The sequence below is a fragment of the Enterococcus sp. AZ163 genome (assembly GCF_050498925.1).
GTDB lineage: Bacteria > Bacillota > Bacilli > Lactobacillales > Enterococcaceae > Enterococcus_A > Enterococcus_A ferrettii.
This window is the reverse complement of sequence record NZ_JBIPAO010000003.1, coordinates 597067-617288: the sequence shown is the minus strand read 5'-3', so window position 1 is coordinate 617288 and position 20222 is coordinate 597067. Positions and strand designations below refer to the sequence as shown.

General features: G+C 34.8%; 18 protein-coding genes and 1 tRNA gene. 1 reads left to right on the top strand and 18 read right to left on the bottom strand.

Going from position 1 to position 20222, the window contains the following annotated elements:
• The first annotated feature begins 119 nt into the window (after positions 1 to 119).
• A tRNA-Ser gene (locus tag IGI46_RS24580) sits at positions 120 to 207 on the top strand.
• Positions 208 to 282: 75 nt separating this feature from the next.
• Here IGI46_RS24580 and IGI46_RS24575 read toward each other — a convergent pair.
• From IGI46_RS24575 to IGI46_RS24490, 18 genes are all read right to left on the bottom strand, one after another.
• Positions 283 to 912 (bottom strand): hypothetical protein, encoded by a 630-nt coding sequence (locus IGI46_RS24575; protein WP_429965285.1) that lies wholly within the window; start codon positions 910 to 912, stop codon positions 283 to 285.
• A gap of 21 nt (positions 913 to 933) precedes the next feature.
• Positions 934 to 1752 carry a glycosyltransferase gene (locus IGI46_RS24570; RefSeq protein WP_429965286.1) on the bottom strand — a complete coding sequence of 273 codons (819 nt, stop codon included), beginning with the start codon at positions 1750 to 1752 and terminating at the stop codon, positions 934 to 936.
• A 20-nt stretch (positions 1753 to 1772) separates the two neighbouring features.
• On the bottom strand, positions 1773 to 3221 hold the full coding sequence (locus IGI46_RS24565) for a hypothetical protein (RefSeq protein WP_429965287.1): 1449 nt from the start codon (positions 3219 to 3221) through the stop codon (positions 1773 to 1775).
• 42 nt (positions 3222 to 3263) lie between these two features.
• Positions 3264 to 3701, bottom strand: a complete 438-nt coding sequence (locus IGI46_RS24560; RefSeq protein ID WP_429965288.1) for a hypothetical protein — start codon at positions 3699 to 3701, stop codon at positions 3264 to 3266.
• The gene (locus IGI46_RS24555) at positions 3686 to 4720 is read right to left on the bottom strand and encodes a sugar transferase (RefSeq protein WP_429974455.1); all 1035 of its coding nucleotides are present in this window, start codon (positions 4718 to 4720) and stop codon (positions 3686 to 3688) included. The genes IGI46_RS24560 and IGI46_RS24555 overlap by 16 nt, the downstream gene beginning before the upstream one ends.
• Positions 4707 to 5696, bottom strand: coding sequence for a helix-turn-helix domain-containing protein (locus IGI46_RS24550; RefSeq protein WP_429974454.1), 990 nt, complete (start codon positions 5694 to 5696; stop codon positions 4707 to 4709). Before IGI46_RS24550 ends, IGI46_RS24555 begins: the two co-directional genes overlap by 14 nt.
• A 121-nt stretch (positions 5697 to 5817) precedes the next feature.
• Positions 5818 to 6003 (bottom strand): hypothetical protein, encoded by a 186-nt coding sequence (locus IGI46_RS24545; protein WP_429965291.1) that lies wholly within the window; start codon positions 6001 to 6003, stop codon positions 5818 to 5820.
• A 62-nt stretch (positions 6004 to 6065) separates the two neighbouring features.
• The gene (locus IGI46_RS24540) at positions 6066 to 6506 is read right to left on the bottom strand and encodes a hypothetical protein (RefSeq protein ID WP_429965292.1); all 441 of its coding nucleotides are present in this window, start codon (positions 6504 to 6506) and stop codon (positions 6066 to 6068) included.
• A gap of 60 nt (positions 6507 to 6566) precedes the next feature.
• A complete protein-coding gene (locus IGI46_RS24535) occupies positions 6567 to 6956 on the bottom strand; it encodes a DUF3110 domain-containing protein (protein ID WP_429965293.1) in 390 nt (129 codons plus the stop codon).
• Positions 6931 to 7821 carry a hypothetical protein gene (locus tag IGI46_RS24530; protein WP_429965294.1) on the bottom strand — a complete coding sequence of 297 codons (891 nt, stop codon included), beginning with the start codon at positions 7819 to 7821 and terminating at the stop codon, positions 6931 to 6933. The genes IGI46_RS24535 and IGI46_RS24530 overlap by 26 nt, the downstream gene beginning before the upstream one ends.
• Positions 7811 to 9256 (bottom strand): glycosyltransferase, encoded by a 1446-nt coding sequence (locus tag IGI46_RS24525; protein WP_429965295.1) that lies wholly within the window; start codon positions 9254 to 9256, stop codon positions 7811 to 7813. The genes IGI46_RS24530 and IGI46_RS24525 overlap by 11 nt, the downstream gene beginning before the upstream one ends.
• The gene (gene asp3 / locus IGI46_RS24520; protein WP_429965296.1) at positions 9253 to 10200 is read right to left on the bottom strand and encodes an accessory Sec system protein Asp3; all 948 of its coding nucleotides are present in this window, start codon (positions 10198 to 10200) and stop codon (positions 9253 to 9255) included. Before asp3 ends, IGI46_RS24525 begins: the two co-directional genes overlap by 4 nt.
• Before the next feature lie 15 nt (positions 10201 to 10215).
• Positions 10216 to 11802 (bottom strand): accessory Sec system protein Asp2, encoded by a 1587-nt coding sequence (gene asp2, locus IGI46_RS24515; RefSeq protein ID WP_429974453.1) that lies wholly within the window; start codon positions 11800 to 11802, stop codon positions 10216 to 10218.
• Positions 11795 to 13390, bottom strand: coding sequence for an accessory Sec system protein Asp1 (gene asp1 / locus IGI46_RS24510; RefSeq protein WP_429965298.1), 1596 nt, complete (start codon positions 13388 to 13390; stop codon positions 11795 to 11797). Before asp1 ends, asp2 begins: the two co-directional genes overlap by 8 nt.
• A gap of 24 nt (positions 13391 to 13414) precedes the next feature.
• Complete coding sequence (locus tag IGI46_RS24505; RefSeq protein ID WP_429965299.1) at positions 13415 to 14632, bottom strand: accessory Sec system protein translocase subunit SecY2; 1218 nt, start codon at positions 14630 to 14632, stop codon at positions 13415 to 13417.
• A gap of 39 nt (positions 14633 to 14671) precedes the next feature.
• Positions 14672 to 17047 (bottom strand): accessory Sec system translocase SecA2, encoded by a 2376-nt coding sequence (secA2, locus tag IGI46_RS24500; RefSeq protein WP_429965300.1) that lies wholly within the window; start codon positions 17045 to 17047, stop codon positions 14672 to 14674.
• 89 nt (positions 17048 to 17136) lie between these two features.
• Complete coding sequence (locus IGI46_RS24495; protein ID WP_429965301.1) at positions 17137 to 17787, bottom strand: winged helix-turn-helix domain-containing protein; 651 nt, start codon at positions 17785 to 17787, stop codon at positions 17137 to 17139.
• A 487-nt stretch (positions 17788 to 18274) separates the two neighbouring features.
• Entirely contained in the window at positions 18275 to 19387 is a 1113-nt protein-coding gene (locus IGI46_RS24490; protein ID WP_429965302.1) for a tyrosine-type recombinase/integrase, read from the bottom strand.
• Between the last annotated feature and the right edge of the window lie 835 nt (positions 19388 to 20222).

Sequence of the window (20222 nt, the reverse complement as noted above, 5' to 3'; positions counted from 1 at the left end):
ATATTGGGACGTTTTAGACAAACTGGTAATTTACATGTAAAATTGCAAATATACTAGTTTTGTCTGTGATAATAGTCTTGACTTTAGACAGTAATCTTATCTATACTTAATTAAGTGTTGGGGAAGTACTCAAGTGGCTGAAGAGGCGCCCCTGCTAAGGGTGTAGGTCGTTAACACGGCGCGAGGGTTCAAATCCCTCCTTCTCCGTATCTATTATTAATAAAAAAAATCTTGAGGGAGCTGTCTATTCAAACAGCTCCCTCAAGATTTTTTTTGGCTTCACTAATGTGATACCTCTAAATCAAACGTTGCGACTCTTTGCTCACCAGTAACAAAATCAATTTCAAATTCATTAAATTCTGATCCATCAACCGGTAATTCCCAAAACATTTGTGTTATACCAGATTCATTAGGCAAAACTTCTGCTTGACCAATCTGTTGATTTACTAAGGAGAGTCTCACACCATCTTTTGTATATGCTTGAAAATATTGTGCATAGGGCAGAAAAGGTTGCTCCATAGCTAGATTAGTATACTCAACTTTCACCGCTACCATGCGTTCCGTGTCGTAACTCTTTAGGTCAGACATGCCTTTTGGAAAGGCTGATTGCTTCGTAGTTGCCTCAATGATTTTAAGCTCAGCAGTCTTAGTTTCCCCGTCACCAAAATCAACGCTCTCATTCATACCATAAACTTGGACCTCTTGTGTCAATCTCTCACTGGTTTCTGTCTGCGCACTATCATTAGCTACTTGTTTTTTGTAATTGGAAAATTCTTCTTTAAGCTTAGTATTTTCTGCTTCTAGCTTCGCGATCTTTTCTTTTAAGTCAGCAGCCTGAGTCGTTGGTGTTTCCGAGGTACAACCTGTTATCAGAGGTAATGCTATGACTAAAAGTAGAAGTATTTTCTTCATCTAATAAACCTCATTCTTTCATTAAAAAGATTCAGCATTATTATGTACCTTAAATACTAAACTTTTCATTTCAGTAAAATTTATCCAAAATTCCCTATCCCAGTTGTTCAATAAGGCTAAATGATTCCAAGGCTTGTTTTTTTCTACACTGCACTTGAAATTTTTAACAATACATTCTTGTTCGTACCTTTCAGCTTCAAAAGCTTCATTTGCATCTGTGACATTAAAATTTGCTGGTAAAAATTGACTATTTTCCTTAAATATTTGATAGGTGAGCTCGTTCATGGTGGTCTCTGTTGAACAAGTATTAATTGTAGTTATTAGGTCATCTACAGAAAATCTTTGATTGTATTCCTGAGTATTAAAAATTATACTATCTGAATTAAAAGATTCCGAATTAGCCTGACTATTTTTAGTACCTCTTATTTTTTTCACTAAGCCCATTGCATATTCATCAGTAAACGCACAGAAATACTCAGCAATGTTTCCCAAAACTAAGGTCTCAGCATCCAAATATATTATTTCTTCAAAATCAGAAAAATATCGAGGCAAGAAGAACTTTGTCAAATGATATCGAATAGGTCCCACATCCACTTTGAATGATGTTATCTGATTTAACTCTTGAGGCATTTGCCAAACACTAATCTCGATCTGTTCTTTTTTCATGGCTTGTGAAAAAGCCCGTAGAATGGTAATATCTTTCTCAACAATATCATCTACCAAAAGTAAAATACTCAAAGATTCTTCACTATCATAATGCTTAATGAGTGAAAAAAGAGATGTTCCCACCAATTCAATATTATTCTGGTTGATGGTATACACTACTGCTTTGCTTGTCATAGTTTATACCTCCTCATATTTTACAGAAAATCCGCATCAAAATCCGTCAGAGCAGTCAACAACTCAGCTTGCTCTTTCAGAATGTCTTCAATCTCTAATTCCTTTTCTTCTGGGATCACGACATCATTCGAGTCAGTTTGAGTGTTGCTATCCCCTTCTACTTTTGAATATAGATTGTCTTCAGTAGAAATTATTTCATCAACGTTATCCTCTAGCAACTCACTTTCTTCATTAATCTCCGTATGAGGACTTACTTCCGTCTCAGTTGAAGACTCCAATACTGCTATAACTGTATCCAAAAAATCTTCACTCGTTTCAGTAATTTCCTGACTTTCTTCTTGAAAATTGGTTGCCGATGATTCAACTTGAACCGCTTCGTTATAGCTGGGAAAGTTGTCCCCTAAAAAGATACTTGCAAATGTATAGCTGCCTCGAGCACTTTTATTGTTGAGCTTTGTACAATACAAACCAAAATTTTCAAGATAGCGATCGACACTTTTTTGATTAATAATTCCTTTTTCCAAATCTCGTATGATGATATTATCCGCATATTGCAAATCGTTATCTTTGATTAAACAAGATAATACTTTCTTTGTTTCCTCGATAGATTCAGCTCTAATTAGTTCGTTCAAATCAATTTGTTGTCGCCCATTGACCGTTAAAGTACTATTCTCATTTCCTTCAGTTAGCACGTTATAAACCATATCCTTATCAATTTGAAAAGGATTTTTATTTTGTTGCATGCAGCTTGTTTTGTATTCTTGAACAATCCGATCAGAAAACTCGTACAGTCCATCCGATATTCGTTCACTTTTAATTAATTCACCGTTATCATAAACATCACAGTTCACATAATGATCATTCAAATCTAGAACATAATTCAGTCCAGATAAGGCAGTAATTTCATTTTCTTTACATTCCAAATAATTCTCACAGGCATTTTCTAAAATAGCACCAAACGTTTTTGGAACTAACGTGACTTCTTCAACTAAAATAGTCATCTTTTCTCCGTTAATCTCTGCCCAAAATGCCCCTTTAAAATAGGTTTCAATTTTACTTAATTCCTCGGAGCTTGTAGCTGAAACCCCTATACACAATGAGCATCTCATTTGGTTATCTTCAGTTTTATCAAATAGTTCCTGTCTCTTATCTGCTAAATAAGCTAATACACTGCGAATGAGCATTACCGTTTCATTATTTTCCAGATGTTCTAATACGTTGCCGAAGGTTTGATAGGCATCTAAACGACGACTGTACCGTTTGGTAATTCCCCAGTAGATCGCCTTTTGCATTTCCTGCAGTAATATCTCACTACCAATTGATTCATTTGATTGCTTTCTGAACAAAGATGGTTTCCAGGTATTCTTTTTCACATAGGCGTATACCGAACTAAAAATCTCTTCATAGTTTGGCCCACAAATCCCTATTCTGTATTGATCGATATCTAGTGCGATTATTTTCTTTACCATAGTTTCCTCCAACTGAGTGCGCCTTATCTTTCAATGTCTAAATTACTTTGCTTGCTGATCTGTTTGTTCCTCAGCTTCAACGACTGTCAGGTCTTCACTTTTTTCTATTGCTTGGTCATCAAAAATCATCGTTGAAAGTTTTTTTAATTGTTGCTCCTGATGATCAATTAATTGTGCTAGCTCTTCTACTTCTTGAACTACAGGCTTTGTTAGTTTATAGCAGGAGACAAAACCGCTTATCTGAGAACAAATAGCATCTATCTCTGAATAACTCGCACTTAACTCATCGTTCTTGGTTCTTAGTTTATTGAAATCATTTAATGTGACCGCTCGATTGTCTTTTATTTTGGAGATATATTGATTTAATTCATTTCTTAACTGGTCCCGAGTTTGAACCTCTCTCTGTACTCGTTCTAATAATTCAACTAAGCGTTCCTTATTGACAATGCTATCAACATTTTTTGTTACTCCATTTGACATTCACTGTCCTCCACTTCTTTAAAAAGACTATCTCTTTCCACTTGCAGCAAAGCATTTCTTGTAAAAATTCCTTTTCTTAAAAGCTGACTAAACTTATTAACTCGTTTCTTTAGTTTTAATAACTCATCTGTGCTAAGAGATTCAAAAAGCAAGTCTATTTCTTTCAACGAATCTATTGCGAAGCCTAGCTGATATTTTGATATCCATTCAGCAATAGCGGCATTCTTCCAAACGATCACGGGTAAACCTAAAGCTAAATAAAGCGAAACTTTGTGAGGAGCATTATATCGAGTATAGTTTTGATAGTTACCGCCTTGCTGTAAATTATCATCCCAAGCGATGCCGAAACGATTTTTAGGCATTCTTCTTAGCAGCTCTTCTTGTTGATAGGTCCCCCCATAGCTTACCTGTTTACTAAATTGAATCTCACCTTTAGTACCAAAGGCAGCTATCTTCGTTTTACTTGGCCAATTACTTAAAAAAACTGATTTTTGAATATTTCCAGCAAACACGATACTTTTATCCAAACTAGAATCTAGGCTTATACTGTCAGGAATTAAATAATCAAAAAGTGGTTTTGTCAGCATCGGTGTTTTTACACCCATTAGGATAAATTGCTGCTCCATTTTTTTGCTGTGCGTAATCAACCAGTCTGATTGATTAAGTAAGTTTAACTCTTCTGGAATATTGTTTCCCCGCAACAGTTCGGAATCGTGAATTAGTAAGACAACCGTTGCTCCTCTTTTTTTTAATTGATGAAGGAAATTCAGTTCAAATCGATAACTATTGTAACTAGGATATTGATAGACAATCATGTCTCCGGCAGAAACACCCGCAGTAATACCATCTATTCTGGCAATCAGTGCCCTGTCATCTTCATTACTATCCACATATCGATAAATATACAATCTTTGAAATTCTATAGTATCTCCAATTAAAGAGATATCATTTCTTGCTTTAGAGACAGAATCCACTGATTTTCCCTCGACGATGTATGTTAGCCAATTAGCCAAAGACATATTTCTCCTTAACTGTTAAATTTTTCAGAAACTTATACTCATTTTCCGGTAAATAAAAGGACAAATGCTGTATATCTCGTTTGGTTTTTTGAATAACCTCATCCTTGCTTGTTAAGTTGTCATTAATAAAAAGATAGGACAATAAGTCAAAAACTTCTTTCGTTTGATGAGAAGTAGTTTTCTTTTTGTCTAAGATGACCGTTGCTTTATTTAATAGCTGTATCGCTTGTGCATGACTATTCATGTCTACCAGACATAAAGATAAGTCAATCACACATCCTACGATAATTTCGTTCCATTCTTTTAATTGCTCACTAGATAGCTTTTTAAGAATGCTATTTTCTAATATAATACTTTCTTTTTCCATTGCTGTAGGAGCCAAAGAGTAATCGATTTTTGTTCGCAATGTCGCTAAATAAAGTAACACATCATACATTGTAAAATAATCAATCGAGAGGAAATAATCCTCAATCTTTTTCAAACTATTACCCGGCTCACGTTTCGCCTTGCAATGCAGGGTTAAATCGGCATATGCTAAAATAAGTTTGTAGGCAAAATTATCTTCATTAGAATTGCGATATTTTTCCAAACTGCTTCTAATTTCCACGAAATGTTTTAAATCGTTCTCTTCGTTTGACATCGAAGTATAGATTACCAGGCTCAACATTTGAATTTGTTCATCCGTTGAATTGACAAATAAATTCAGCAATTCTCGATCGGACATATTCAATAGCTTCTTTAGACCAATAATTAATTCTAAAGGTAAATCGCTTTGATAACGAAGCCAGCGATAATAACGAGATTTTGAAAGATTAATTTTTCGTTCGAGTGTTCGTATAGGTATTCCTTTTCGTTTACGGATTTCTTCAAGTCTTTCACGGTCGATATTTACAGCTACAACCGAATTTTGTGGTTCCTGCAACGTTGGATTTATCATATTAATTAATCTGCAAATACTTAAAAGATTACTTTTCATCATTACACACTCCCAGAGTTAACCATAAGACTCTTTTCTTCTCTTTTTCATCTATGAAGGTCTGTCAATTTTCTTCATAGGTACTTATTTAGTGTCATGAGATAAGTCACGCCAAAAAATATTACAGACCAATTGCCTCAATCAGCGAATAGATTAATGAACCTAAAATGACACTGGACATAATAATAGAGATAACAATTGTCAGAAGCTTGGAGCCCTTATCTTCATCCTGTGAATTATCTACTACTTTGTTGCTCTCTTGTTCGAACTTTCTTTCTATATCTCTAGACAATTGATCTCTTTTCACCAGATGACCTCCTTCGAAACGTATCTTTTTTATCTATCGGTTTTATACTGGCACCATTATTTCTAGTCCAAAGAACTAGTTAAATCATTAAGCTGTAAAATGCGTAAATCTTGCTGATCTGCTTTTTCTATAAGCTGTGTTAGCAGTTGGTCGCTTTCTTTTAAGAAACAGCGCTTGATCACATATTTTTCTGTAGTATAAGAGACCGATATAGTTAAAAATAATTCTCTCAATAAAGCATATTCCTCTTTGTATTCTTGATAGCTACGATTAAATGATTCCTTAGTTGTTCTGAAATCTTCTAGGCTTGTTCCCTCTTGCTCGGCCATTTCAGCTATTTCTACATGAATCATTTGAAGCTTTTCAATTTTTTCATGTTGCTTAGCTACTAACTCTTGAGCTTTTTGTTTTTCTGTTTTAAATCCTAATAAAGAGGATTGATTTTCCGTCAATAATTGTTCGATTTTTTCAAGCAGACGATCTGCGGGTATTTGATTACTCATGCTATATGCTCCTTTACTATAAGCCGGCTATTGCATTGATTAGCTCTATGGTAGTTGCTATCAATTTTCGGTGTTCTGTATTTCAAGCATAATTTTTTCACTTTCCTCAAATAAATAATGCTTAGCTACAAGATTTTCTGTTTCATAGGCAACTTTTAAAGTTAATGCTATTTCTTTTAGTGCAGCATACCCCTTCTTATAAGAATCAAATACTTGATTGAAATCTTTTTTTAACTGTTTAATTTGATCAATGGTTGACCCACTTTTTTCTGCTAAGGCCTTTATTTGATTATTAAGCTGTTGCATTTTTTCAAAATCTGTATGCTGTTCTTGTAATAGCACGTTCATCTTTTCTATTTCTTGATCAAACTTTAGCAAAGTTGCTGAATTTTCATTCATGAGTTCTTGCATTTTCTGATTAATCTTATCTGCTGGAATTGTTATTGTCATAAACTGCTTCTCCTTCGTCTAATATGGCCGCTTTGTCTAAAGGAACATTTTTATCTTTTAACTGTTTGTAGTAAATGTTGGCCATCCTTACTTCATTTATATAGCTAATGTTATCTTTTAAAATGTTAAGCAAATTCCCCTTTATTACTCCTTTGTTGTCAAAGGGAGATTCTTCTAAATACAAGATATTATGAGAAGTTGTTTTTTCAAGAGCAAACATTTCCATTCCCATATAAGAAATTGAAATCTGATCTTTTTCGGTAACCAATTGTGCGACTTGATCAGTCACAAACTCAAGTAAGCTATTATATTTTGCTGTCACTCTCATCGTCTCGGGATCTCTAACTACGACCAAATTTATTTTTCCTTCATAGAAGAAATAACTTACTACCGGAAGTTGTCTACTGTTGAAAAAGTCGATTTCTTGTACAGTATTATTGAAAAAGAAAAGATTACTGTATAATCCACCGTCGTCAGCATATTCTTCTATAAAATCCGTACTACCATCTGCGTTTAAGTACTGAACCTCTTTTACATGTCTTCGAGTCTCCGGATATAAATCAACACGACCAATTTCTTCACCATCGTTCACAATAGAAATACTTCTATCTTCATTCATGAATATCTCAGCTGAATACACAGTAGGTATTTGATTAAAAAAAAGAAAATTATCCTTGTGATGTTCCCTTTGGGTTAGAGAATCCAGTAAATTAATCCCTTGAACTTCTTCTTTGGATATTAGCTTATTGAAAGTCGGACTAGGAGAAATCGAAATCACTTTTCCTCCATGAGTCTTTAGTCGGTTTTTCTGCTTTTCCCAAATCGAATTTGCTGGTTTGATGATACTTACTAACTCATATTCCATTAATAAGCTCCTTCCATTTGTTTGCAATGATGAAATCCTGATATTCAGAGACAGATCTGCGCGTGTTTTTGGATAAATCATTTCGGTCCGAATTAATTACCTGGCGAATACCTTCCGTCAATTCTTTCACACTATAAGCTTCGTCAGATCTAGAATAATCTTTTAAAAATCCGTTAATGCCGTCCTCAATAAGTTCAATTGCACCAAACCTTGCCTTGAAAGTTACAATTGGAAGTCCCGCGTCTAAAGCTTCTATATAAGTTAAACCGAAACCTTCTGAATAAGACCCTGAAATAAATGCATCATACTCTGGATAAACTTCTTCAATTTTATTAGAGTGTCCTTGTAGTTTTACGTACTCCTCCGCATTTAATGACTTAATCAGTTCCCGCAGCTTTTTATCTTCTCCACCCTGTCCATAAATGTCTAGTGACAGTCCCGGATATTCTTTGCGTGCTTCATTAATGGCCTTAATCACAATATCAATATGTTTTTCAGCAGCCAGCCTTGAAACTGTGATAAATTTTTGAATAGGGGAAAGATTTTCCTTTTTAAACTCTTTTGCTTCTTCCTGATCTCTAATACCACCCACAGGAATTGCCGCAATCTTATCTTTATCATTGGGAAAATCAACTAATAGATCTTCACGCTGAAGTTTAGTTGCTACTACTACTTTGTCGGCCATATCCATATGAGTCAGCAAATACTCATAAAAATTATTCCATAACGGTGCCGATTTCACGTCCCGGTCTGAAAGATGGTCAGCATGAATAATTTCGATAATAGTACAGTTTTCAGGCTTATGAGCAAACAATGCTGATTCTGATTCTTGACCCCTATCAATAATAAAATTGTTTGCACCTTCAAATTTTTCAGCTAGATACGTGAAAAAGAATCGTTGAAGCTGAACCTCCGTTTTGAAAAAAAAGTGTCTGCCTTCAAAATCAAAAAGATGAATATTGCTGATTAATCTACCTCTATGTTTATGATCTACATACTCATACATCACTTTTCTTTTAGCCGTTTTATAATCAAAAATTTCAATCCTATAGGTAGAAACAACCAGCATATTTTCTTTTTTCTTACTCGGAGATTTCTCTAAGTGTTCCACGATTCGCAAACCAGAGGAAGTGATTATCTCCTTGATTCTGTGAGTATTTGTATGGTCAACTAAAATTTCTTCTGTAAACTTATATTTTTTTGAAGCCCCTCTTTCCAAATACCCTTCACCTAATACAAATAGTTCCCACATATTAATCACTCTGTCGTCTGGAATCTTCCAATTGCTCATTGCCTCATGCAAATTTTTAACCAATTCAACGAACACATATTTATAAGGAAGCTGAACTTTATCAAAGCATTTTGCGCGGTAAAACTGTGCATGTTCAACACCTGAATTTCCAATTCCCATTGCTTTATTTACAAAAAAATTCAATTCGTCTCACTCCTAGTTTCATTTTTAGATTCTGTATCTAAAATTTTCTTTACCAAATATGAGGATTTTCTATTTTCTACTGCTTGTTCTAGTACACGGTAAGCCAAAGTATTATTCCGGTTTTTCTCTTTTAATTGATCTATTCGTTCTGAAGGTTTCTCCGATATGTTTGGCAAGCGTGAGGTTGGAATTAAAATATTTAAGGCTGCCGGCAATTCCATATATGCTTGAGGTAAAGAATTGAAGCACGGGCCACGCAAAATATCTACTAACACTTGATGGCTGCTGTGCAGCACCTGTTCATATACATATACAGCTGCTGGCAACAAAAGTGATTCCTCAGTATTTCCTAAAAAAAAGAAATAATTCGTATGATCATTAAGAGTAAGGCTAGTACTATATTTAGCATTTTTCAAAACCACGATTTCATTTTTTGTCTGCTCCATATACTCATTCTTCTTAATTTGAATGATGTTTAGTTTCTCAATGAAATCGATTTTGCAGTCATCAGCTAAGCCCTCATCTGATATAGTTAGGTACTTAAAGAGCATATACTGATGCTTTTTGTTGACTAATTGAACCTTGTAACTCATCGCATTGTCGGGATAAGTGAACTGACCATTCAGATTTTGAAAGTAAATTTTATTAATTACATCATTATTGATATCGAAAAATTCGATCTCCACTTGTACAGCTTCTTTGTTATCAAACTCAGCATTCACTTGAATATCATAAGACTTCCCATTTTCTAAAAGGGGCAGCATCGGTGATTTTCTGCTTACATGATATTCAGTCCTTGAATACCATGTTTTAATTGGTGTTCCTGAAGGCATGAGTGGAGATGAAAAATGAACATAATCCAACGCCACAAAACGAATATCCGTTCCGTAGTTGTAGTTATCATTAAAGTCAGCTCCCCACTTTACCATGTAAAAATTTTTCAACCTCTCACCTCACAGTTATTCAAAATCATCCATGACTCGACGGAAATTATTGAATAGGATATTTCTATATTGTTTTAGAAACCATTTATTAACTCCTGGGCTATTATCATTGTGCCTTCCGGTTAATCCTTTATAGAGAACTCGTGCGGTTGAACGATTTTCTTTTAAAGTATCAAAAAGCATTGGGAATGCTTCTTTGTCGTAATCGTCTTGCTTCATGTAGGCAACTGTAAATGTCGTATTGGAGTAATCTCCTTTAGAAAACTTATCCCAAAACCGTTTGTTTAATTTTTGAGCCGACTCTTCTGTTATTTCTCCGGTGTTGTAAAATAGCATATCCAAAGCAGTTGGAAACCCTCCAGGGCGTAGAACACGTTCATTAAGTGCTATCGTTCCGATGTTTGTTAAGGGTTTTCCGATAATTACACTATTCGGTGACAAATCACTTGCGTAGTAGAGTGCCCCAAATGTCCCCATTGATAAACCCGACAAAATTAAATCAGAATTCTGGAAGCCTAGAACAGTCAATTTATTTTGAATGACCTCTACTAATTTCTTTTCAAATGCTTCACTGCCAAGATAAAAATTTCCTCCCTCTAATCTAGGATCAGCAATCAGCATGAAAGGTCCTCCCCCCATACTGCTCATCATTCTTCTTCCTTCAAAGCCTTCTGCTGAACGGTAACCAGAGAAATATATTGCTAGGGGAGGTTTTAAGTCTCCGCAATTGAAGTAATACAATATTTCACCATCCATTTGCTCTTCATCGCAAAGCCTTTGCCCACCAGGAATCATTGTGCTGTGATCAGCTAAAGCTCGCCGAATGTGTATCTGCCCGATTCTAATTTCTCCACTTTTTCCTTTAGCATACAAAGCAACATTTACATACACATCCGCTGTACTGTTAAACTTAACTTTTTCTCCACGCTTCAATTTACTCACAGGTGCCTCTACTATCTGAACAATTTGATTCGTGTTCTCTTTGATAAGAAATAGTTTGAATAGTAATTCTACTTCTCCTGATAGAACATCTGTTTCAGCGAAGAACTCCATTATTTCTTCACCCTTGACTACATTTGTCATCTTCCAAGATATAATTTGCTTGAATTCAGAGGAGAAATCACCCTGTACTTCTACATAAGAGTTGCCTTTCTTACCAATGGCCCCCTTAAAATCCTCGTGGATGATTAAATGATCATGGGATAATTTGTAACCCAATTGTCCGAAAGTAAACTGATCATTCACAAAATTAATCACTTGACTAAAGTTCTCCATATCAAGTGGTTTAGCTTCCATTATTGCTAGCAATTGCTTCATGTCACTGGTAAGATTCGCCTTCCTATCATAAATGATTTGATACGGCGGCAGCTGCCTAAGTAAATCATTTTTGTCTAAGTTCCTCACTGCTTTTTCTTCTAAAATAAAGATTGCTCGAGAATACCTCTTATTGAACAGACCATTTACAAATAGCTTCTCCTCCTGCTCATCTAATAAGAAATCATAGTCTGAAGGAAGCCATTGATAGCTATATTTAGGAGAAATATCATTTAGATCAATCGCTTGTTCATGGCTGATATGAAAGAGTTTCGTCTGCTTAGCCATTGAAGACCTCCTTCCATTTTTCCATAACAATATGCGGACTATATTCTTCAATCAATCGCACATTTTCCACTAACGAGTTGTTCCAGTTATTTAGATTTTTCAAAAAGTAATTGATTGCATCTTCTAGTTCCGAGATACGACTAATAACCATTCCATTCTTTTTATCTTCTATATAATCTGTTGAACTTTTGACAACCTGCGGGATACCTGCACTAATAGCAAGCGACTGCATCTGCAAATTATATTCTTGGTTAATATCGATATATAGTCGAACACTTTGAAAATCATTTTGAACCGAAAGCAGTGTTGGATTTATCCGAAATTCAATACGGTGATAAACACTTATTGCTTTGACTAGCCCCGTCCAGGACTTTTTTTTACGAATCTCTTCTACTGCTATTTCATCTGCCTTGTATAAGTGTTTCGTCCTTTTCGCTTCAATAAAGTGTTCAGCTTTTTTGAAATCCTCTGAGTCACTGTCAATAGCAAAGAAACTATCAATCAGCTCTTTTTGTTGTTCCTGCAACTTACTCATTTCAAAAGCAGTTTGAACTTCAAAAACCAGGGTATGCTTTGTATGTTTAATTAAGTTATTGACAAAAACTTCATTTGCTTCATAGACACGTTCATTCATTTCCCCTACACGCCAGTACATGATCAATTGCACAACTGAGTTACTCATTCCCAGATTTAATTCCGTATTGAACATTGGGATTGTAGTAATTGACGTATTCTCCAGGAAAGAATTAGCTTTCTTTATATTCATCAGTTCATGCTGTTTGCTGGTCGTATCTGTTACGATATATTTACTTGTCTTCATCCCTTCAAACAAAGCACTTTGGTTGAATGTTCTTAAATTGTCATTATCCGAAATAATTCGAATCATTGATTCTTGATCTTGGATCGCTTTCGTGATCTCTAAAATATTATTTTCAGTAACTGTTAAAATCTCTTTTTGGTTTTCTAATGATGCTGCTTTATGGATTAATACATCTGAAATAGCTTCAGTAATCGTTCGGTAACTTTTTTCCTTTAACAAGTCATTTCCAGCTTCTCCAATAATGACTCTCGGTGTATCGGACAAAACTTCAATGACTGTTTTTTCACCAAATTCATTAAAGTATTCACGTTTACTTACTTTACCCGCAGCATTAGCATATTCCTTCGAAGATAAAAAACCACGATCGTCATAAGAATCAACTATTGTCCAATCGTTTTCAAAAGTCTTTACTCTCTCAATACAACCGTACTTATTGTAAAGTACCTCCCCATACATCTTAGCTTCTTTGAGAAGTACTATTCCAAACGGTGTATAAACTTTTTCAATCATTTCTGGTAGTTCAAGATCTTCGATGCTTAAAGGATGTCCATTAATTAAATGAATGTTTTGCAGAACGTCATAAGCACGCCAATAACGATCGGAAAAGATGGTATACTCTTGTGCCTTGTATCGTAAAAAGGGCAAATAATTTAGTAATAACAATTCATATTTTTCACCATTTTTGGAGAACAATCGAGCAATATTGAGCATTCTATCATTTTCCAAATGGTTATCACTTTGTTTCCAGTTAGGTATTAAATAGATCATTGATTTGTACGCTCCCGCTTTTCACTAAAAAATATTATAGTCACGCTTGGAAAATATGAAGCGCATTTCTTGGGTTATGGTGTCTATAATAATAATCAGCATGAACACACTCCCAAAATAAAACGCTAAATTTGACACAATTTCTACTCTCAATCCTATAAATAAGGGGATAAGAGAAACCAAGACCAAATAGCTATTCCCAACCATCGAAATTCTTAGTAGCTTTCCTTTTATATAAGTTTCCGTTTGCTGACCCGGAGGAATCTCGTAAATATAGTCGCCGGATTCTTTTAAATGTTTAGCAATATCATTGGGCCGAACATTGATAAAGCTAAATCCCATACCTAAGCCGTAGAGAATTAGTCCGTATGTCAAGATGCCTTCCACAGAGTTAAATGAAAAAAACCTTGATAAAATACTTGAGAAAAGCGTATTGCTCCACGCATCGTTTAGCAGTAATAACTGAGGAATAGAGAAAACCGTTACCGCAAACATAAATGGCATCGCTCCAGCGGTTAGCAGACGAATAGGAACATACGAGTTATTGAAACGACTGTCAATACCAGTGCGTTGAATGTATATTCGGTATTCAGAATGGTATAAAAAGACTGTCATATAAAGATAAATAAGCGTAATAACAATTAAACCAATGATTTGCTCACTACCAATTTTCAATGTTCCACTTTGCCCAGATACAAGCATCGCTGGTAAATTAGAAATTAACCCTGGCAAGATAAACAGACTTTGGGCACCAATCCCCTTTTCACTATTGATATCTGACAACCATGAAATAAACATTCCACCTGTGGCAAGTATCAAAATAACCATCATGTAGAAAGCCATTTTGCTGATATTTGAAAATGCATCATAATTTCCTAACGTCCGAAAGCGAAACATTATAGCTGTTCCCTGTGCAATGGCGAAAATTAGCGTCAACGTTCTTTGAATATAGCCTCTTTGTTTAGCAGAAAGATTTTTAATTCGATCTATATCAATCATGCTGATTGTGGTCCAAATAATCAGTGATGTCATGTAAGGTCCCATACCTAATGATAGTAATGTCGGTTTAGCAAAATTACCGCCAGTTGTTGTTGATAAGAACCGTAAAACAAGATTTTGCGCTTTTTCTGTTTGAGGTATATTTACAAATCCAGGGACTTCAATACTCTTACCGATTTGTACAATTGCCAACAATAGAATACTCCAGCAAATCCGTTTAATTATTTCCTTGTCTTTTTTCATTTTTTTCCGTCCTTCTTTGAATACTAGAATATCGGTGGCCTATGGAAAGTCGACGTCTATTGAACCATCAGACTTGTGTATTAGATCTGACAACAATAGATTTCTCAATATGTTAAGCCATATTTCATCCTTCATTTCAAAAAAGGAGCGCCTTGCTTCAAGCTGAAATTCATAAATGGGCTTATGCTGTCCCCAGCTTCGACCATTTACGACAGATTTTAATTGCTGTAAATTATCTGATTGTTCCACCCACATCATATCGATCGCTTTTAAAACAGAAATTCGTTTAAAGTACAAAAGTTGAAAGTCATCTGGGATCATTTCTGGCATTTGTTTTATCCGTGTATTAATTAATTGCTTTAGAACGGTTTCCACTGTTTTCCTAGTATAATTCTCCAGTTCACCATCTAATAAAAACGGTACAAAATTGTATTGGATATTATTGTAAATAAAGTCAATTAAGCGATCTCTGTTCAGATTGGATTTGTCAGCTGTAAAGCGCTCAATCACCTGAGAGGCAGCAGCACTGATAATTTCATCTAAAAATAGAGAAGAACTTTCCATTACTTTATTTCTGGTGGTATAAATTTTTTCTCTTTGCACACTGATAATTTCATCATATTCTAAGATATTTTTTCTGCTTTCAATCTCTTGATTTTTTCGATTTGCCTGAGACTTACTGATTATCTTGTCATACTTCTTTTCCTTCAGCGGTTCTTCAGCATCTATTTCTTCAGTTTTAGTTTTATCAATCAAGTGTATCCTTGATTTTGCTACCCATTTGGGCGCACTTTCGACGACAATTTTATCTTCCATTGAAACAAAAAATTGGGTATCTCCTGGATCTCCTTGTCTACCCGCACGTCCCCTAAGCTGATTATCAATTCGGTCACTCGTCATTCTCTCTGTCCCCACAACGAGCAACCCGCCACTTTCTTTTGCTTCCGGATCAAGTTTTATATCTGTTCCCCTCCCGGCCATTGAAGTAGCTACGGTTACAGCGCCTTTACGACCAGCCTCAGATACGATTAATGATTCCTTCGCAACAGTAGTTGCATTGAGCAAATTATGTGGTACTTTCTGCTGTAATAACAAAAGTGAGTAAAGATTAGACATAGATACGGATCCAGTTTCAACCAAAACAGGCCGTCCCTGTTTCAGCGCATTTTTCACGACATTTAAGGATGCTAAAACTTTTGCTTTATTCGTTACATAGACTTCATCAGAGTGGTCCTCTCGCCTAATTGGCTTATTTGTCGGAATTTCAACGACATTTACATTGTACGTATCACGAAATTCCTCCGCATCTGTTTTAGCCGTCCCGGTCATACCAGAAAGTATTTTGAACTTTTTGAACAGATTTTGGTAAGTGATAGAACCCATTGAACGCGTTTCGTTTGTAATCTCGACCCCTTCTTTAGCTTCAATGGCTTGATGAAGGCCCGCTTGAAGCTTCGTACCAATTAACTTTCTACCGTTCGCTTCATCCAGAAGAAGGATCTCACCTTCTTCAACTACATAATCTCGATTTATTATTAAAAGTTTGTTTGCTCTCAGTGACAAAACTAAATGCCGATAAAGATCTTTCCATTGTTCGGTCAGAATTCCTTCAATCCCAAAATAATCTTCCGCCTTCTTTATTCCATTCTCAGTAAACCAAACATTCCGTTTATCTTCGCTTGTTAGATAATCTTCTCCATCAATTAGACTCTTTATGTACCAGTCCGAAGTTTCGTAAAGATTTGATTGAACCTTAGGGGCACCTGAAATAATTAAAGGAGTTTGTGCCATGTCTAACAGAATGGCGTCTATTTCATCAATTAGCACAAAATTGAACTCACTTAAGTATTGTTCTTCTGGTGTAGTGGCTAAATTATCAAATAGATAGTCAAAGCCTAATGCACTGTGAGTAGTGTAAACAATATCCGCAGCATACACTGCTTCTTTATCAATTTCTTCCTCAGTAGCATCTTTGGTGACTCCCACAGCCACACTTAGTCCCAACCAACTATATATTTCCCCAACTTCTTCAGCATCACGCCAAGCAAGATAAGAATTTGAAGTAATTAAGAAATTACCTTTTCCATTTAACCCTCTTAAGTACATGGGCATCGTTGCTGTTAGTGTCTTACCTTCCCCAGTTTTCATTTCCGCAACATTGCCAAAAAAAAGGGCAATGCCACCCAGAATTTGTACGTAGTAAGGCTCAAGACCCAATACTCTTCTATCCGCCTCCATGACTACTGCGTACGCCGCAGGAATTAAGCTCTCAAGTTTTCTTCCATTTTCCAACTGCTCTTTAAAAATAGCGGTTTGACCACGTAATTCGTCATCAGACATTGCTTTATAAGTCGGTACTAATTTGACTATTTTATCTGCTATTTTTCTATACTTCCTTAAGTTCTTATCACTCATATCAACTCGTTTACTCTCCTAAAAATATCAAAAATTGCTATTTCATTAGCATGATATTGATTCTATCTGGCTATTTTTTATACATTAAACTACCCTTTAATTAAGCGATAACCCTTTCCCCAGAGAGTCTGTAAACTACTATCATCTATTCCTAAACCGTCCAATTTTATTTTGATTCTTTTAACTATGCTAGATGTTCTAGCAAGATTAGATTGTGTTACTTTAGACCAAATCTTTTCACAAATTTCTTCTCTTGATACAATTTCTCCATCCGCTTCTCGCAAGAGTTCAAAAACAATTTTTTCCTGCTTGCTAAAGGGGAAAAAGCTTTTTATATTTTCTTTGGCTAAAGGTGAAATGTTTGCGAATTTATCGCTCGTATTTTTTTTATTATTTTGAGATAACTTTTCTCTTAATGATTCAAGAGATTCATTAGTAGCAAGAATAGCTTGAATTGGACTTTCTTCATTTTTAGAGACTTCGGTCATAGTTGAAGATTTTCTATACAAAGTGGATGACTGAAACTCTCTATTTTCTAGTAAGTACTCTACCTCATTATCAGGTACTGTTTCGCTAATAATGATAATTTGAAAATATTTCGTGATCGTATCAGAAGACATTTTGTTCTTCAATCTACTCAATAAATCGAAACTACAAAAAACTTCGTAGCCAAGCATATAGAGCCTTCTGGTAAATTCCTCTTCTGCAAGTATGCATTTTGTCAAAATTAGTACGTTCATTTACAACCTTCCTTTTCCTTCATTTTTTTCAATAGCTTATCAACCGTAAGATTTTACATAAATTCAGGTTTTTGAGGTTTATCCATTCTTATTACTCTCATTCGACGATATAATGGATGTAGCTCGACACGAAAAAATGTTTGGTCTATTACGGTAATTTATCACTTAGACATTGTTGATTACTAACTATTGAAATATACTGGACATCCTTTTATGGCAGTACTCACTCTTTGTATCAAATTATCTCGAAGTTAATTTTTCTACTAACGAGTAGTATTTCTATTTTCTTTTTCGTGGCAAAAAAAAGAAATGCTGCAAACTATTGATAATAAGGACTCTTTTAGGGTGGATTGACGGCGATTGACGGCTTTTAAAAAAAACACTATTAATGATCACAAAGCAAATTTTTACAACTACAAAAGTTAGCGCTTTCATTATTCTCCATTTTTAAAAATTTAGATTGTTTATTTATTTTTTTGAAACCGTTTTAGCTGATTTTCTTTTCCATATTTTTTATTGTGGTAATACGTTCCTCAATCATTGAATCCGCATAGATATCTAAAGTCATTTTAATAGATGAATGTCCTAATAACGAACTAACTGATACGGCATTTGCTCTTGACTCTAAGCATCTTGTTGCAAAAGTATGACGTAACTGGTGAAAATGGATACGATCCAAACCCGCTGCCTTTCTAATTTTGTGAAAATGATAAGTAATCAAGCGCGGCTCACAAGGCTTTTCATTGTTTGATAGCACAAAGCCATGTTTGGTTTGAAGGTAATGATCTTTTAACCATTTTTTTATGGTGGAACTCATGGGAATAATTCTATTAGATGAACGTGTTTTCACCCTATCAATGATTACCTTCGTCCTATGCTCAACACCCTTTATCGGTATACGTTGTAAAGTTTTTTCAATGCGAATAATTCCCCTCTTAAAATCAATATTCTCCCATTTCAGTGCAGCTATTTCTCCAATCCTCAGCCCTGTACGCAGACTTAGAAGTACTGCTAGTCCCATCCCATCTAATTTATTTAGCGCAGCTTTTTCCAATTCTTTTTGTTCACCCGTGCTTAAAGCTCCGACCTTGTTGTAAGGTTCCTTAGGAAGAATCACCTTTGATGCAGGGTTTATAATCAATAACTGCTTTTCAACCGCCTTTTTTAAACAACTGTTTACCAGTCTAAAAACAACCCTTATTGAAGCTGGCGATAACTTACTTTCCTCTTCCCAAGCCGATACCATATCTTGGAGAAGCAACTCATTTATCTCGTTTAACGGAATTTCTCCTATGTAAGGAAAAATATATTTAAACATTTTGTAGGAATATCCACCATAAGTCGAAGTTTTTACTATCTTTTCCATATCTGTTAACCATTCGTTTATCCAATCACTCATCATGATGGATGAGACTCCGTTATTTTCTCTTAAAGTTTGATACTTTATTTTGTAAGGATATAATTTCGTCTTGACTTCTCGATAAGTTTTAGCATAAATATAGCCATATTGTATTTTTCCATTGCTTTTCCGGCCTTTTATATACCTTCCCTCCCATCGCTTATCTTTTCTCTTATAAATGTTTTCACCACGTCTACTCATTTTAATTCCTCCTCGTAAATTGACGGCGCAACTGACGGCGTAAAAAAACGAGTAATTTAAGCAATAACGGGGGAAAGTTAGTTTTTTTTAACCCCTCGGCCCCTAAATGGCTAAATGATTAGCATTTTGTTAAAAACTATTGACCTTAGGGTACCACTTAATTATAATTAGATTACAAAATGTCCCATTTACTCAAATTACTCTTCTTTTGTCGACCTTTTTTCTTTTTTTTGCCACGAAAAAGAAAAAATTCTTCTTGCGTATTCTTGTCGACTATATCTTCTTGCTCCATTTATTCCTTATAACCTCTTACGTTCATTCCTTTTCTTTCAGATAAAAAACTTTTTTTCAATAAACTTATATCATTTACCTCCCTGTTCCTTTCGTTTTTTTCTTGAAATTCACACATAAAATTTGACTATCCATCTAAAACCATCTTTGTTGATTTATTCACAAATTTATAAACAAAAATCATTGATAGTTAAGGGATAAATAAAATGATGAATCGTAAAAATTATCTAATTAACCGAACAAACCATTCAATATAAAAATAACTATTACTCGTTTTATTTTTGACAAAGATTAGCTTAATGAAAAATTTAGGAATAACTAGATAGCTACTTCACTAGAATAACTGAATAATAATTTGAATATTCTAAGTATTTTCAGTGAAATCAACAATTTATATCAAATCATTGAAGAACTCATGAAAAAGTACTTAGCCATTCGGTAAATTTTTTTGCGAAATACTTATTTAGAATTTTCATTAAGCTATTGAGCAATTTAGTAAAGTCACGAATAGGATTGATAGTTTCGAAACAAGAACTCTTTCAAC

What these genes read in the sequence shown, in the direction of transcription:
- IGI46_RS24575 (WP_429965285.1), bottom strand. Translation starts at nt 912, where the DNA reads ATGAAGAAAATACTTCTACTTTTAGTCATAGCATTACCTCTGATAACA.
- IGI46_RS24570 (WP_429965286.1), bottom strand. Translation starts at nt 1,752, where the DNA reads ATGACAAGCAAAGCAGTAGTGTATACCATCAACCAGAATAATATTGAA.
- IGI46_RS24565 (WP_429965287.1), bottom strand. Translation starts at nt 3,221, where the DNA reads ATGGTAAAGAAAATAATCGCACTAGATATCGATCAATACAGAATAGGG.
- IGI46_RS24560 (WP_429965288.1), bottom strand. Translation starts at nt 3,701, where the DNA reads ATGTCAAATGGAGTAACAAAAAATGTTGATAGCATTGTCAATAAGGAA.
- IGI46_RS24555 (WP_429974455.1), bottom strand. Translation starts at nt 4,720, where the DNA reads ATGTCTTTGGCTAATTGGCTAACATACATCGTCGAGGGAAAATCAGTG.
- IGI46_RS24550 (WP_429974454.1), bottom strand. Translation starts at nt 5,696, where the DNA reads ATGAAAAGTAATCTTTTAAGTATTTGCAGATTAATTAATATGATAAAT.
- IGI46_RS24540 (WP_429965292.1), bottom strand. Translation starts at nt 6,506, where the DNA reads ATGAGTAATCAAATACCCGCAGATCGTCTGCTTGAAAAAATCGAACAA.
- IGI46_RS24535 (WP_429965293.1), bottom strand. Translation starts at nt 6,956, where the DNA reads ATGACAATAACAATTCCAGCAGATAAGATTAATCAGAAAATGCAAGAA.
- IGI46_RS24530 (WP_429965294.1), bottom strand. Translation starts at nt 7,821, where the DNA reads ATGGAATATGAGTTAGTAAGTATCATCAAACCAGCAAATTCGATTTGG.
- asp2 (WP_429974453.1), bottom strand. Translation starts at nt 11,802, where the DNA reads ATGGCTAAGCAGACGAAACTCTTTCATATCAGCCATGAACAAGCGATT.
- asp1 (WP_429965298.1), bottom strand. Translation starts at nt 13,390, where the DNA reads ATGATCTATTTAATACCTAACTGGAAACAAAGTGATAACCATTTGGAA.
- IGI46_RS24505 (WP_429965299.1), bottom strand. Translation starts at nt 14,632, where the DNA reads ATGAAAAAAGACAAGGAAATAATTAAACGGATTTGCTGGAGTATTCTA.
- secA2 (WP_429965300.1), bottom strand. Translation starts at nt 17,047, where the DNA reads ATGAGTGATAAGAACTTAAGGAAGTATAGAAAAATAGCAGATAAAATA.
- IGI46_RS24495 (WP_429965301.1), bottom strand. Translation starts at nt 17,787, where the DNA reads ATGAACGTACTAATTTTGACAAAATGCATACTTGCAGAAGAGGAATTT.
- IGI46_RS24490 (WP_429965302.1), bottom strand. Translation starts at nt 19,387, where the DNA reads ATGAGTAGACGTGGTGAAAACATTTATAAGAGAAAAGATAAGCGATGG.